We start from the raw sequence: 12,583 nt of genomic DNA, 5'->3' as shown, positions 1-12,583 counted from the left end.
TCGATCTTGGTGTTGTGTGTGTCTTGCTGGGCAGGGGTTGGTGGCAGGTGGTGCAGATGCCGGTCCAGCACCTCAAGATGTCTTGTTCTTGCGGTGCCCGGCCTCGGGCGGGACGCGCGAGGCAGTCCTGCGGCCGCCGTCCGCTTCCCATTCCCGAGGCAGGAACAGCCGCCACTGCAGCGGACAGGAGGCCGTGTCACTGGCGGCGTGGACGCTGACCGCGACCTGGCAGTTGGCGCGTTTGTCCAGGGCTCCGCAGTACTGCGGAGCCACGGCGGCCGACATTCTTCCGTCCTTGGGCAGCGACACGTCGTCGATCACCCAGGCCGTCGGGTTGACCAGTGGCAGCATGCGTTCGCAGATGCGCCGCTGCACCGGCACCGGGTTCCAGGTGGACTGGTTCACGAACTGCTGCAGGTTCTGCTCGTTGCCGTCCGGCAGCCGAGCGGCCATGGCCTGGATCGACTTGCGGCGGCCGTCCAACATCAGTCCCCGCAGGTAGCAGTCACCTTTGGCCCGCTGGTCCTTGCGCGGCACCGACGCGAACACGTCAGCCACGTATAACGCCAACTTCGCCCGGACACGATTCACTTCATGTGCGTCCATCCACCCAACATGCCCAGAAACAGGCCCAACCGGAAGACCTAACGGAGTCCTACTAAGAACCTCTAACAGAATGGTCGAGAGCGCGCTGGGGATCCGACCGGTAACAGTTGATCGGTGGTGGGGCTGGGTGGCGTGACAGAAGCCGTGGGAGGTCAGTGACGTGGGCGGTGATCGAGCCCCCTGCTGTCGAAGGTTGAGCGCCGTGCGCGTCATCCGGGCCGCAAGCGGCTGGACGGCCAACTGGTCCTCCAGGAGAGGCAGCATTAATCATCCATGAGCAAGTCCATCGAGTATTCGACCTCGAAGACTGGCGCCACGCCTGTGACGTCGAGTTCTCCATCTTCTTCGGCCCCGTCGTCGGCGTAGTAGCGGACGTCGGCGCCAGGGAAGGCAACGGAGACCTGTTCGACTAGTTGTTCTATGCCTTCCAGGCTGAGGAACAGGTAGCCATCGTTCTCTATCAGGACCTCGATGTCCTCCTCGACCAGCGGGCATTGCGCATCTTCCCGAGTCAGCCATGCGCCGGAGGCGGCGCGCCCCCAGACCGAGACGGTGCGGTTGAGCTCCGTCTCCGGTTTGTCACCCTCGCCCCAGACCTCGTCGTAGATTTCAACCCGCGCACCGTCGTACATCGCCATGGGGCGACTATCGCAGTCCCGTACTCGAACAGCCCGCTGGAGCGACAACCGCTCTGTGTGGGCCGCTGAGAACGAATTAGGCTTCGTGGATGTCGTCGCGGATCTCCCAGCGGGTCCGCCGCCTTCGACGCCCTGATGTCCGATGCCGGCCTGAAGCTTGTCACCACCGGCATTCGGATACCACGGATGGACTCCCTCATGGATCGCCGGATACAGACCTGCCGCACCGAACTCCTGGACTGGACCCTGACCTGGAACCAGAGCAACCTCCTCCACGCACTGCACGAGTACGAATCCATCTACAACGAACACCGCCCGCACAGAGCCCTGGAACAAGCCGCTCCCTGTCACGCGCTACCCACATCCATCACGCAACGAGCCCGGCTCACCCACCTGGAAGTCCGCAGACGAGACCGACTCGGCGGAACCCTCCACGAGTACCAGCGAGCAGCCTGAGCTGTGCGGATGATTTATCGGCACCCACAGTGCCGAGCAGGTCCTGCTCGTCTCCTCCAACGACCCGCACGCCGAGGCGATCGGCCTGCACCGCGTCGGCATTCAGTCCGAGCGCGGGTCTGCTGGTGATCAGGCCGGACCGGGCGACGTCGGGCGCCCGAAGGTGCGGCGGTAGGCGGTGGGGGTGGTGCCCAGTGCGCGCCGGAAGTGCAGCCGCAGGTTGGCGGCAGTGCCCAGCCCGCAGTCCCGCGCCACCCGATCCACCGAGTGGTCCGTGGTCTCCAGCAGTTCCCGCACCCTACCGAGGCGGGCGTTGAGCAACCACTGCAACGGGGTCGTGCCTGTCTCCTCGGTGAACCGGCGCATGAAGGTGCGCTGCGAGAGACCCGCGTGCCGGGCGAGCACACGCAGCGCGAGTGGCTCGCCGAGCCGGTCCAGGGCCCATCCCCGGGTAGCGGACAGCGACGCCTCACCCGCCACCGCGACGGGAGCCGGCACGTACTGGGCCTGCCCACCGTCCCGGTGCGGGGCGGCCACCAGACCGCGGGCGATCTCGTTCGCCACCACCGCCCCCAGGTCGCGGCGCACGAGGTGGAGACACAGGTCGATGCCGCAGCACACCCCGGCCGACGTGAGCACCTCCCCCTCGTCGACGTAGAGGACGTCGCGGTCGACCGTGACGGCCGGGAAGCCCCGTTCGAACTCGTCGATGTGCTTCCAGTGGGTCGTGGCGTGCAGCCCGTCCAGCACGCCCGCCGCGGCCAGTGCGAAGGCGCCCGTGCAGATCGACACCACACGTTTGCCTCGGTCGCGAGCCTCGGCCAGCGTGCCGAGCACGGCGTCCGGCAGCTGGTGGATCGGTTCGAATCCCGGCACGATCACGGTGTCGGCGCCGGGCACCTGCTCCAGCCCGCCGTCCGCGACCAGGGCGAATCCCGCGGTGGTGGTCACCTTCGCGTCCAGCGCGCACAGGGTCATCTCGTAGGGGGTTTCCGGCCGGGTGGTGAAGATCTGCGTCGGGATCGCCAGGTCGAGCGGGGTGACCCCGTCCAGCGCCAGGACCGCGACTCGATGCACTGTCATGGCAAGATCCTAGCGAAGTGAGGAAATTTTGCCTCTCGCCAGGTCAGGTGGTCGCGGCGAGGCTGAAGACATGACCGGACCTACCCGCGAGGCGACCGCCGACCTGATCACGTTGCCCGGCACACCGCTTGCCGATGCCGTCGTGGATCTCATCCGGCCGGTGGAAACGCCGTCCGTGTTCAACCACAGCATCCGCACCTACCTGTTCGCCCGGCTGGTGGCCAGCCGCCTCGGCCTGGCCGTCGGCCAGGACTACCACGACGACCTGCTGTTCGCCGCGTGCGCGATGCACGACCTCGGCGTGGCGTCGGACGGCCCGCACAGCCAGCGGTTCGAGGTCGAAGGCGCCGACCGGGCCGCCGCGTTCCTCATCGACCGCGGAGTGCCCGCGTCCGACGCCGACCAGGTCTGGCAGGCCATCGCCCTGCACACCTCCCCGGGCATCGCGGAACGCTGCGGCACACTGTGCGTGCTCGTCCGCGAAGGCCTCGCCCTCGACTTCGGCGGCCCACTGGGCGCCGACCACGTCGACGCCCTCACCGATGAGCAGGCCGACGCCGTACACACCGCCTACCCACGGCTGGACATGATCCGCTCACTCACCGACGCGATCGTCACGCAGGCCGCGAAGAACCCGAAGAACGCACCCCGGTACTCGATCCCCGGCGAATTCCTCCAAGAACGCCAGACCTTCGGCCGGACCCGGATGGAGCACGCCTGCCATTCATCCCGCTGGGGCAACTGACCCCACGGCCCCCACGGCCCCGTCAACAAAGAAAAGGAACCACCGCAATGACCGTCCACCCCGTCGAGGTCCCCGAGGGCAACGCAGTCTTCGGGCAAACCACCAGCGCCTTCGCAAGCTTCGGCTATTCCGCCGCGGTCCGCGCACACGGCCTCCTGTTCATCGCCGGAACGATCGGTCGCCGCGCCGACGGCACCATCCCGGACACCATCGAAGATCAGACCGAGATCGCCATCCGGAAGATCGAAGAGATCCTTCGACTGGAGAACCTCGACCTGTCCGCCCTCGTCGACGTCACCAGCTACCACGTCGACATCCGCCAGCACCTGCCCGGCTTTGTCGAGGCCAAACAGCGCCTGGTCCAAGCGCCCTACCCGACCTGGACGATCATCGGGGTGAGCGGCCTCGCCAGCCCGGGACTCCTCGTCGAAATCCGTGCGACCGCCGCCTACCCCGGCGACGCATCCCGATAGGCCGCCGCTTCTGGGCCCGCTCCCGGGCCCAGGAGCCCCACGACTGACGGTTGCGAGGTTTGCGATCCAGGATCCATCAGGAATCGCAGAGGCCCGTGCAGGCGTACAGCCCCAGGGGTGCCGCAGCCGACTTGCGTGGCTGGCGTAGGTAGGGAGCTGTCCGCAGGTGGCAGTTCCCGCACCGCGTAGTCCCGATGCGTCGGGGCGTCCTTCGTATCCGCCTCCCGCGCGAAGTCGCTGATCTTCCGCACGGCGACGCCGGCCATGCATACCCGCGCTGTCGCCGAGGCCGTCCGCCACCCCATGCGTCGGATCAAGTTCTTGAAGTGCGACCAACTCGGCCCCTTGGCGGGCTCCCACTGGCCACGGCATTGATCTCTACCGCCGGGTCCGGCGCGGAGGCGTCCACGAGTCCGGGTGGGGCGAACCACTGCTCCCAGCAGAAGGAGAAGGCACAGTTGACCAGCGTCTGGTGCCGACGGATGGCACGGTCGGACCTGACTTGGAAGTCGGCCCAGCCGAGTTCGTCCTTGATCTGCTTGTAGCTCTGCTCGATCCACGGCCGTAATCCGTAGAGACGGACGATTTCGGCGAGGTCGGCGGGCGGGTGAGGACCCGTGGCGGCGTGGGGCGCCCTGGGTGGGGCAGGTTGGTCGTCAGGTACCAGGTGGCCTTCGGTGGCAGGGTGGCCGGGTCGGTAGTGGCCACGATCAGGCGGCACGGTGCGTCGGGGCCGTAGCCGCTGAGGCGGGCGTCGGCGGCCCACCAGGTCTCGGTGTGCCCGTCGCGGAAAATGACGCTGCACAGGCGTCCAGTCGCCGGGATGGCCGGCATCCCTCCAGGTGAGGACGTGTGCGGCGTCGATGGGGGTGTGCGGCTGGTCGGCTGGCGCCCAGGTGCCTTGCGGGGTTTGAGGGCTACCACGTAGGCCAGCTAGGCCTCCCGCAGAGCGAGGTACCAGTCGTCGCTGACGGAGTAGGCGCAGTCGCCGACGACGGCCCGGCAGCCGAAGCCCATCTCCTTCCCCCGGGCCGCGAGGGCAGCGGCCAGTTGCGGCTTGGTACGGAAGGCCGGATCGGACCGGCGGCGGGCGAAGTGATGGGCGGGCGTGTAGGGCTGTGCGTGCAGCGGGTAGTACACGCGGCCGTCGGTCCACACCGTGGTCACCCTGACGATGCCGTTGTCCGCCTTGCCCAGTCGGCCCAGCCACTGCCGGCCCACATGCGCGGTGGCCGTGCCGTCCTTGCGGTCCCCGGAATCGTCGACCTGCGAACGCCCGTAGGAGCCTGGTCTCCTCAGTCTCGGTCGGTTCGGTCACCGTGGATCACCTCCGTCTCGCTCAGCCGGGTGCGCAGTGCGGCCACGGCCGTGTGCAGGCGGCTCTTGACCGTGCCTTCGGGGATGTCGAGCAGCCGGGCGATGTCACGTACCGGAAGATCGGCGTAGTAACGCGATGTCAGTATCTGACGCTGGTGAGGGGGCAGGGAGCCAAGTCCATCGGCCGTCGCGAGGGCCAGCGTGCGGTCCTCTTTGGTGTGTTCCGCGACCGGCTGCTGCGCCCAGCGGGCGGCGAGGCGGGCACGCAGCCCGTCGTCGCGCGCACCGGCCCGGTGCCAGTCCGCGGCGACACGGGTCGCGACGACGCTGCTCCACGCGGAGGTGTCGCGGACCGCCGCGCGGTCCGGGTCGGCGTGTTGTTCCAGCAGCCTCAGCCGTACCTCCTGCACCCCGTCATCGAGGTCGCCCCACGGCACGCCGCCCAGTGCCAAAATCGCGCGCACGCGCGAGACATCCACCTCGGTCTTGCCGGGCGTACGGGCGTCGGGCGTGTGTCTGTCGGATCCGTGGGGGTCAGCGGCGTCGGCGCGGCGCCTGATACGGCGTAGCGTGCGGCGGCGTCCGGTCATGGGTTCCCTCCCTGTCCCTCCTAGGACGGAGGAGCCCTGGGAAACGTTCGGCGGTGCCGGGCGATGATCGGCCTTCTGGGAGAGCTGGGCCTTTTCGGGAATGCTCTGCCCCGCGCCTGGGGCACGGGGCAGAGCGGCAGCGGGCGAGTGGGAAAAGCCGTCGAGGAGCGTGGGGGCTTCGGCATGGTGCAGGCGGGGCATGTTCGGACTGGATGACAGGCGGCAGATCCAGACGGCGGCGTTGGGCAGCGCGGACTCGGAGGAGCCGCCCCGGCGTGACCGCCTCCCACCACACCGTGGCCTCCCCCTGACGCCATTGCGCGGCCGTCGGCCGGCCTATGGGATGACGTGAGTGCTGCGCCATACTGGTCTGCATGTCCGCCAGTCGCGGATGAGCATGTACCGCACCGTGCTGGCCGAAGGGCAGCCCGAGGACCTCATCACGCTGCTGAACCGGGACCTCCTGGTCGCCCAGTGGCCCGTGCTGCGCATGCTGATCAGCGGTGCCATCCGAGATGTGTGGGAAGCCGCGTTCCCCGAGCTGGCCGCCGCCCGCCCGGCAGCCGCAGCGTGAACCTCAGCGACCTGCACCGCCGGCTTCTCTCCGACGTCCTGGCCATCGGTACCACCTACCCGCTGGTCATCACCGGCGGATACGCCGTGCAGGCCCACGGCCTGGTCGACCGGCTCAGCCAGGATCTCGACGTCGCTACGGAGAACCCCGCCCCCATGGCGGAGATCACCCACACCCTCACCGCTGGGCTGACCGAGCGCGGCTGGCAGGTGCAGGAAATCGGCGTCGATCCGCTCTCCGGCCGCCTCGTCGTCACGGACCCGTCAGCGGCGAGGAGTGCGAGGTCGACGTCCTCAAAGAAGCCTTCTGGCGGCCGCCCATGGCTACCGAGTACGGCCCCGTCCTCGCTCTCGACGATGTCATCGGCACCAAGGTGCGAGCTCTGGCGGACCGCGGAGCCGTCCGTGACCTGATCGACGTCCACGCCGCCTCCCGCCACCACACCACAGCCGGCCCGGAGGCACTCGGCCGCCGCCACGCCCGGACGACTGACAAGCGGTCGCGCCGACGGCGGCGAGATGGCCCTGGCGTTTGGGGAAACCGCGGGTCACCCGCGTCTTCAGGGCATACGAAGGCTGTGGCGCTCGCCCGGCCGGAGCGCCTTCGACTGGGAAGGCCCCGATGCACAGCAGGCAGGTGTTGACCGCCGTCACCTCTCATGAATGTCTGCCGTGACCGATGAGTTTTGTGCGGATCCGTGGTCGATACGGCTGGATACACCGACAGCGGTGGGCCTGTGCCTGGGACGTTCCAGCGCGGGAGGAAGCACATGGAGGCTGTGATGAGCGTCGAGGGCACCGACCAGGGGCACGCGATCCGGACGGGCGGGCAGGGGACGCGGGTGAGCGGTCCCAGGGTGTTGGTGGCGGGGGCGAGCATCGCGGGACCCGCGCTGGCCCACTGGCTGCGCCGGCGGGGGGCCGAGGTGACCGTGGTGGAGCGGGCTCCCGAACTGCGTCCCGGCGGGCAGGCGGTGGACGCGCGCGGGGTCGCCAGAGAGGTCATCGGGCGCATGGGATTGGGCCCGGCGGTGCGCGCGGCGTGCACCGACACCGCCGGCGCGCACACCGTGGACGCGGACGGGCAGGTGCTGGGGACCTTCCGCGTGGACGACGACGGTGGCGACGGGTTCATCGCGGACATCGAGATCCTGCGCGGGGACCTGTCCCAGGTGCTCTACGACGACACCCGCGACGGCGTCGAGTACGTCTTCGGCGACCGCATCGCCGAACTCGCCCAGGACGCGGACGGGGTCGACGTGGTCTTCGCGGGCGGCAACCGGCGGCGCTTCGACTTGGTGGTCGGGGCAGACGGGCTGCACTCGGAGCTGCGAGCGATGGTCTTCGGGCCGCATGAGCGGTTCCTCCGCCACCTCGGGCACGCGCTGGCCTTCTACAGTGTGCCCAACGAGTTCGGGCTGGACCGCTGGCTGCTGGAGTACCAGGATCAGGAGTCCGGGCGCTCCGCCCTCCTGCGGCCCATCCAGGACGCTACCCGGGCGATGGCCATGTTCTACTTCGCCTCGGCTGACTTCGACGTCGACCACCGTGACGTCGCGGCCCAGAAGGTCCTGCTGCGGGAGCGGATGGCGGGCCTGGGCTGGTTGACCCCGGACATCCTCGCGCACCTGGACGACACTCCGGACTTCTACCTCGACCAGGTCGCCCAGGTGGTGATGGACCGCTGGTCGAGTGGACGGGTGGGGTTGCTCGGGGACGCGGCGTTCAGTTCGTCGCCGATGTCCGGGCAGGGCACCGGGCTGGCACTGGTCGGTGCCTACCTGCTGGCCGGAGAGCTGGCCGCTGCCGGATGGAACCCCGACGCCGGGTTCGCCCGCTACGAGGCGCGGATGCGCTCGTTCGTCGAGGCCAACCAGGAGATCGGCCGGTTGAACGCCCGCAGCCGCGACGTCCCCGGGCCACACGCCGAGCCGCGCCCCGATTTCGCCAGCGAATGGTTCACGGAGCTGGTCGGGCGCGCGATCAACGGCGTCGAGCTGCCCGACTACGCGGGGGTGCCGGACTCCGCAGCCCCGGCCGGATCGCCGATCACCTCGTCGGCCAAGGCGTAGGTGTCACATAACGTGTCGAGAGGGACCACGCTTCGGTAGGACACCGCCGGACGACCTCCGCTCCTGCCGCACGGTGCGCGTGGGAGCGCCCGTTCGGCGGCCAGGCCACGTTCCGATGAGGCGGTGTTGGCTTGGAAAACTGACAAGATCAATGAGAATCCACCGCGTGGGGTCTTTGTGGTTCTGTCACTTGCCTGGTCGGCGCTCACCGGAGCTGACAAGACCATTGAGACATCAACCCCGTGACGTCCAAGCCCATTGATCCCAGCCGGATCGCTCGCCCGTCTTGTCTCAAGGCAGTTGTCAGTGCGCAGCTCGCCGACATGGCTCCCTGACACGATGGATGAGAACGGACAGTGCTGCCGCTCAGCGCCTCGTCTCGTACCTGGTCAGGACTACGCCGCCGGGAAACGTCCGCGTTTCTGTCAACGGTCGATCTGCGTGACCTGAAGCTGTCGAAGCACGGCCCCAAGCCGTTCGACCCGCAGGAAGACCCACCTGTCTCCGGCTTCTGGGTGGGGTCGTACCCCAAGAAGGACCACGTACTGGTCAAGGTCGAAGGCGATGCCAATGTGCATGTGGTGGACCTGCGCGAGCAGCGGGAGGAAAAGGAACTCGGGTTCCGTATGGGGGCGGATTCCGTGACGGTCCATATGGACCCAAGCGGCAAGTATGCGGTTGTGTACGCCCGAGGGACGATGGTCGAACTGTGGTCCGTGCAAGCCGACGGGGAGGCGAGACGGTCCCTGGGCCCGATCGGGCCCGTCACACAATCCGGCGAAGTAGTCGTTGATCTTCGCCTGCGGCAACGCGGTCCATCCACACCGCGCTGTCACCGAGGCCCTCCAGCCACTCCACGCACCGGTCAGGTTCTTGAAGTGGGACCAGCTCGGCGCCTTGGCGGGCTTCTTAAGCCGGTTGAACTGCGTTGTGCCGTCCGCGTCGCGCTCCTCCAGCAGCCGCAGCAGCTCAGTGCGCTGAAGCGGGCTCATGCTGTCGTGGATGCCCGGGCAGATCGAGGCTTCACCTCGGTGCGGATCTTCGAGGCCACCTTGTCGAAGGTGGAGAACCCCGGCAGCTCCAGCCCGGCCTCCACGACCTCCTCCAGCGCGATGTTGATCAGGTCCGCCGGCCGGTTCTTCGCCGCGGCCTCCTAACTCCACCACCTGCTCCGGCACATCCTCCAGCGCCGGGAAGCACCCATCTGCTGATACGACTTCAGCGTCAGCAACAGGGCGAGCAGATGCTCATTCCCGTCCGTCGCCCCGGCCGCCCACTGCACTCATCGCGAGTCGGTGCGAAGAACAAGTGCAGCTCATGCGCGGTGATCAGCCGCTTCAACCGCGGATACGCGGTCCGTTCGATCGAGGTCACAACCCCACCCCAGGCCCCAAGACGATAGTCGACACCACCACCAACGACGCTGAGCCAAACGGGTGACGCCGCGGGCACTCAAGGCTTCGAGATCAACTTATTGCCCCTTTGTCCCGTATCTGGGTCACACCCCTATGACATCCAGGCCCTTTGGGCGCGGCGTGCTGCTTCGGGGAACAGCTTGGTCGCGCGGGTGGGGATGGCGGCGCGGGTGTCGGGGGTGATGGCCTGGGTGGTGAGCAGGGCGTGGATGTTGCGTTTGGCCGATGCGGTGTTGGTGCAGGCGACGCCCCAGTCGGAGCCGTAGACGATGTGGGTGTCGCCGAACACGGTTGCTGCGGCCGCGATTTGCTGGTCGCTCGCGGATGCCGCGGTGTCGACCCAGAGCCGGCTGAGGGCGGTTTGGATGTCCTGGGTGGTCAGACCGTGCGGATTGGGCACCCAGGCTTCCGCGCCGAGGAGTGAGAGGCGTCCGGCCAGCAGGGGGACGGTGGCGCCGGCGTGGGCGATGACGAAGGTGATGTTGGGGTATCGGTTGAAGACGCCGGCGTAGAGCATGCCGGTGATGGTGCGTCCTGTGTCGAAAGCGACTTCGATCAATGGTGTGGGTAGACCCGCGGTGGAGGGGGCGTAGGCGTTGGGGTGAACGAAGACCACGGCGTGCTGACGATCGAGGTGTTCCCACAGCGGGTCGAGGTGAGGCTCGGCCAGCGAGCGTCCGTTGTAGACGGTGGTCACCGCCCAGCCGTCGGCACCACCCACGCGTCGAGTCTCTTGGAGTGCGGCCGGTGCGTCGTCGGTCGGCAGGGCGGCCAGCAGGCCGAACCGTGAGGGGTGCTTGGCGACGATCTCCAGTCCGTAGTCGTTGGAGGTTTGCAGGGCCTGGTGCCCGGCGGGAACGTTGCTGAGCATCTGCAGGGCGGTGCCGGTCTCGTCCATGAAGTCCAGGGTGGCGTCAAGGCACCACTCGTACGGTTCGGCCACGAGGAAGTTGTTGGCGTGGCTCGCCTCCAGGATCCTTCGCCGCGCTGTGGGGGTGGTCGGCAGCGAGAAGTGGGCGTGAACGTCGATGAGACCAGGTTCGGTGTGCGTCATGCGGTGCTTCCAGGGGCGGGGGTCGGCGTGGGGGAGGTACGGGCCGGGGTGATGCGTTCCAGGTCGGAGGCGAGCGCGATCAGGTCGCGGTCGCGGTGGGGCAGGCCGAGGAGTTCCATGCCGACAGGCAGGCCGCCGCCGGTGGAGCCTGTGGGGGTGGTGACGGCAGGGAAGGCGGCCTGGGCGGCCAAGAGGGTGTTGGTGGGCATGGGCCGCGAGTGGGGGGCGTTCGTGTCGAAGGCCCCGTCGTCGATGTCGGTGCGGGAGGGTGCGGGGATCCTGACGCTCGGATAGCACAGGGCGCTCAGCTTGTGCTGGGCGAAGAGGCCGGCGATCTGGTGCTGTAGGCGGGTGCGCAGTTCAAGGCCGCGGCCGTAGGCACCGTCGTGGTGGGGATCTTCGGGGCTCTTGGCGACGGCGCGGAGGAGGACGTCGGTGGGCCTTAGCCGTCCGGTGGCGACGATTTCGGCAATGTCGGTGAAGGGGGCACCGGATCGTGTCAGTGAGTGGTTGATATCGCGGCGGGACTGGCGCAGGTACATGGACGTCTGGTGCAGCAGGTCGGACAGGCGCGGAATCCCGACATCGATCAGCGAAGCTCCTGCTTCACGCATCGCGGTGAGGCTCTCCTCGACCACCCGGGCGACGTCGGGATCGTCACCGGGCGCTGTCGCGCACACCTGGCGGAGCACACCGATCCTGGCCCCCTTGAGGGCCCCGGGCGGTAGCGGGTCCTGCGCTGTTCGACGGTGTGGGGGCAGGGTGGCCAGGGCGGTGAAGGGATCGTCGGGATCCCAGCCGGTCATCGCCTCGAGGAGGGTGGCGGCGTCGGCGACCGTGCGGGCCAGCGGTCCGGGAGAATCCTGCTCGCGAACCAGCGCGGTGACGCCGTGGCGGCTGACCAGGCCGACGGTGGGCCGGATTCCGACCAGGCCGCAGAAGGAGGCCGGGACGCGGATCGAGCCGCCGGTGTCGGTGCCCACGCCGGCCATCGCCAGGCCGGCCGCTACTGCTGCCCCGGTGCCGCTGCTGGAGCCGCCGGGATCGCGGGAGAAATCGTAGGGGTTGCGGGTGACGCCGGAGCGGGACGAGTGACCGTGCCAGGACATGGCGAAGTCCGGCAGCGCCGTCTTGGCGAGGATCACCGCGCCCGCCTCACGCAGCCGGACCACCAGGTGCGCGTCCGCTGCGGGTACATGGGCGGCGAGTGCGGCCGAGCCGCTGGCGGTCGCGATCCCCGCGGTGTCGATGTTGTCCTTGATCACCACGGGTACGCCGAAGAGCGGGCCGCGTGGTGCCGTGCCGGCGTCGAGGCGCGCGGCGTCGTCCATCGCGGCGCGGTTGAGAGTGACGACGGAGTTGAGCTGGGGGTCCAGGGCCTCGATGCGCTTCAGGTGAGCGGCCACGATCTCGCTCACGGTCACCCCTCCACTCCGGTAGAGGGCCTGAAGTCCGGCTATGTCCTGCGGCAGCTCAAGCATGATCAAACGTCCCTTCTCCCACCGTGCGCGACCACGACGGGCCATGACGGCGCGACAGCGTGCGCCACCTGCGGATTCGC

At 68.5% G+C, this 12,583-nt stretch carries 10 protein-coding genes and 4 pseudogenes; 7 read left to right on the top strand and 7 right to left on the bottom strand.

The window, feature by feature from the left end; all coding sequences use genetic code 11:
• Positions 1–87: 87 nt before the first annotated feature.
• A pseudogene (locus tag IEJ02_RS20705) lies at positions 88–606 on the bottom strand (IS701 family transposase); the annotation flags it as partial.
• A gap of 263 nt (positions 607–869) precedes the next feature.
• A complete protein-coding gene (locus tag IEJ02_RS20700; protein ID WP_191066223.1) occupies positions 870–1,244 on the bottom strand; it encodes a hypothetical protein in 375 nt (124 codons plus the stop codon).
• A gap of 135 nt (positions 1,245–1,379) precedes the next feature.
• Here IEJ02_RS20700 and IEJ02_RS20695 point away from each other — a divergent pair, with 135 nt between their 5' ends.
• Positions 1,380–1,700 (top strand): integrase core domain-containing protein, encoded by a 321-nt coding sequence (locus IEJ02_RS20695; protein ID WP_191066222.1) that lies wholly within the window; start codon positions 1,380–1,382, stop codon positions 1,698–1,700.
• 129 nt (positions 1,701–1,829) lie between these two features.
• Here the strand turns inward: IEJ02_RS20695 and IEJ02_RS20690 are convergent, their stop codons facing one another.
• Complete coding sequence (locus IEJ02_RS20690) at positions 1,830–2,783, bottom strand: GlxA family transcriptional regulator (RefSeq protein ID WP_191066221.1); 954 nt, start codon at positions 2,781–2,783, stop codon at positions 1,830–1,832.
• Positions 2,784–2,853: 70 nt separating this feature from the next.
• Here IEJ02_RS20690 and IEJ02_RS20685 point away from each other — a divergent pair, with 70 nt between their 5' ends.
• Together IEJ02_RS20685 and IEJ02_RS20680 are read left to right on the top strand one after the other, a co-directional pair.
• Entirely contained in the window at positions 2,854–3,528 is a 675-nt protein-coding gene (locus IEJ02_RS20685) for an HD domain-containing protein (RefSeq protein WP_191066220.1), read from the top strand.
• A gap of 47 nt (positions 3,529–3,575) precedes the next feature.
• A complete protein-coding gene (locus IEJ02_RS20680) occupies positions 3,576–4,001 on the top strand; it encodes a Rid family hydrolase (RefSeq protein WP_191066219.1) in 426 nt (141 codons plus the stop codon).
• 385 nt (positions 4,002–4,386) lie between these two features.
• On the opposite strand, the pseudogene IEJ02_RS51380 reads toward IEJ02_RS20680, so the two are convergent.
• A pseudogene (locus IEJ02_RS51380) lies at positions 4,387–5,270 on the bottom strand (IS701 family transposase); the annotation flags it as partial.
• A gap of 26 nt (positions 5,271–5,296) precedes the next feature.
• On the bottom strand, positions 5,297–5,908 hold the full coding sequence (locus tag IEJ02_RS20670; protein WP_191066218.1) for an RNA polymerase sigma factor: 612 nt from the start codon (positions 5,906–5,908) through the stop codon (positions 5,297–5,299).
• A gap of 382 nt (positions 5,909–6,290) precedes the next feature.
• On the opposite strand from IEJ02_RS20670, the pseudogene IEJ02_RS20665 reads away from it, so the two are divergent.
• From IEJ02_RS20665 to IEJ02_RS20650, 4 genes and pseudogenes are all read left to right on the top strand, one after another.
• Positions 6,291–6,482, top strand: a pseudogene (locus IEJ02_RS20665) (hypothetical protein); the annotation flags it as partial.
• Positions 6,479–6,966: pseudogene (locus tag IEJ02_RS20660) on the top strand (nucleotidyl transferase AbiEii/AbiGii toxin family protein); the annotation flags it as partial. The pseudogenes IEJ02_RS20665 and IEJ02_RS20660, both read left to right, overlap by 4 nt.
• Positions 6,967–7,263: 297 nt before the next feature.
• Complete coding sequence (locus IEJ02_RS20655; protein ID WP_223864143.1) at positions 7,264–8,553, top strand: FAD-dependent monooxygenase; 1,290 nt, start codon at positions 7,264–7,266, stop codon at positions 8,551–8,553.
• A 356-nt stretch (positions 8,554–8,909) separates the two neighbouring features.
• Positions 8,910–9,710, top strand: coding sequence for a hypothetical protein (locus IEJ02_RS20650; protein ID WP_191066216.1), 801 nt, complete (start codon positions 8,910–8,912; stop codon positions 9,708–9,710).
• Between the two features lie 349 nt (positions 9,711–10,059).
• Here the strand turns inward: IEJ02_RS20650 and IEJ02_RS20645 are convergent, their stop codons facing one another.
• Together IEJ02_RS20645 and IEJ02_RS20640 are read right to left on the bottom strand one after the other, a co-directional pair.
• Positions 10,060–11,022 (bottom strand): amidohydrolase family protein, encoded by a 963-nt coding sequence (locus IEJ02_RS20645; RefSeq protein ID WP_191066215.1) that lies wholly within the window; start codon positions 11,020–11,022, stop codon positions 10,060–10,062.
• Positions 11,019–12,503 carry an amidase gene (locus IEJ02_RS20640; protein WP_223864142.1) on the bottom strand — a complete coding sequence of 495 codons (1,485 nt, stop codon included), beginning with the start codon at positions 12,501–12,503 and terminating at the stop codon, positions 11,019–11,021. The genes IEJ02_RS20645 and IEJ02_RS20640 overlap by 4 nt, the downstream gene beginning before the upstream one ends.
• Positions 12,504–12,583: the final 80 nt, after the last annotated feature.

The sequence above is a fragment of the Streptomyces sp. 5-10 genome, from assembly GCF_014712245.1.
In the GTDB taxonomy this organism is placed as follows: Bacteria; Actinomycetota; Actinomycetes; order Streptomycetales; family Streptomycetaceae; genus Streptomyces; species Streptomyces violaceusniger.
The sequence above is the reverse complement of the archived record's forward strand: the minus strand, read 5'-3'. Positions and strand labels throughout refer to the sequence as shown.

Bases quoted from the DNA above. Each gene is read 5' to 3' on its own strand.
- IEJ02_RS20690 (WP_191066221.1), bottom strand. From the start codon at position 2,783: ATGACAGTGCATCGAGTCGCGGTCCTGGCGCTGGACGGGGTCACCCCG.
- IEJ02_RS20680 (WP_191066219.1), top strand. From the start codon at position 3,576: ATGACCGTCCACCCCGTCGAGGTCCCCGAGGGCAACGCAGTCTTCGGG.
- IEJ02_RS20685 (WP_191066220.1), top strand. From the start codon at position 2,854: ATGACCGGACCTACCCGCGAGGCGACCGCCGACCTGATCACGTTGCCC.
- IEJ02_RS20640 (WP_223864142.1), bottom strand. From the start codon at position 12,503: ATGCTTGAGCTGCCGCAGGACATAGCCGGACTTCAGGCCCTCTACCGG.
- IEJ02_RS20700 (WP_191066223.1), bottom strand. From the start codon at position 1,244: ATGGCGATGTACGACGGTGCGCGGGTTGAAATCTACGACGAGGTCTGG.
- IEJ02_RS20670 (WP_191066218.1), bottom strand. From the start codon at position 5,908: ATGACCGGACGCCGCCGCACGCTACGCCGTATCAGGCGCCGCGCCGAC.
- IEJ02_RS20645 (WP_191066215.1), bottom strand. From the start codon at position 11,022: ATGACGCACACCGAACCTGGTCTCATCGACGTTCACGCCCACTTCTCG.
- IEJ02_RS20695 (WP_191066222.1), top strand. From the start codon at position 1,380: ATGTCCGATGCCGGCCTGAAGCTTGTCACCACCGGCATTCGGATACCA.
- IEJ02_RS20655 (WP_223864143.1), top strand. From the start codon at position 7,264: ATGAGCGTCGAGGGCACCGACCAGGGGCACGCGATCCGGACGGGCGGG.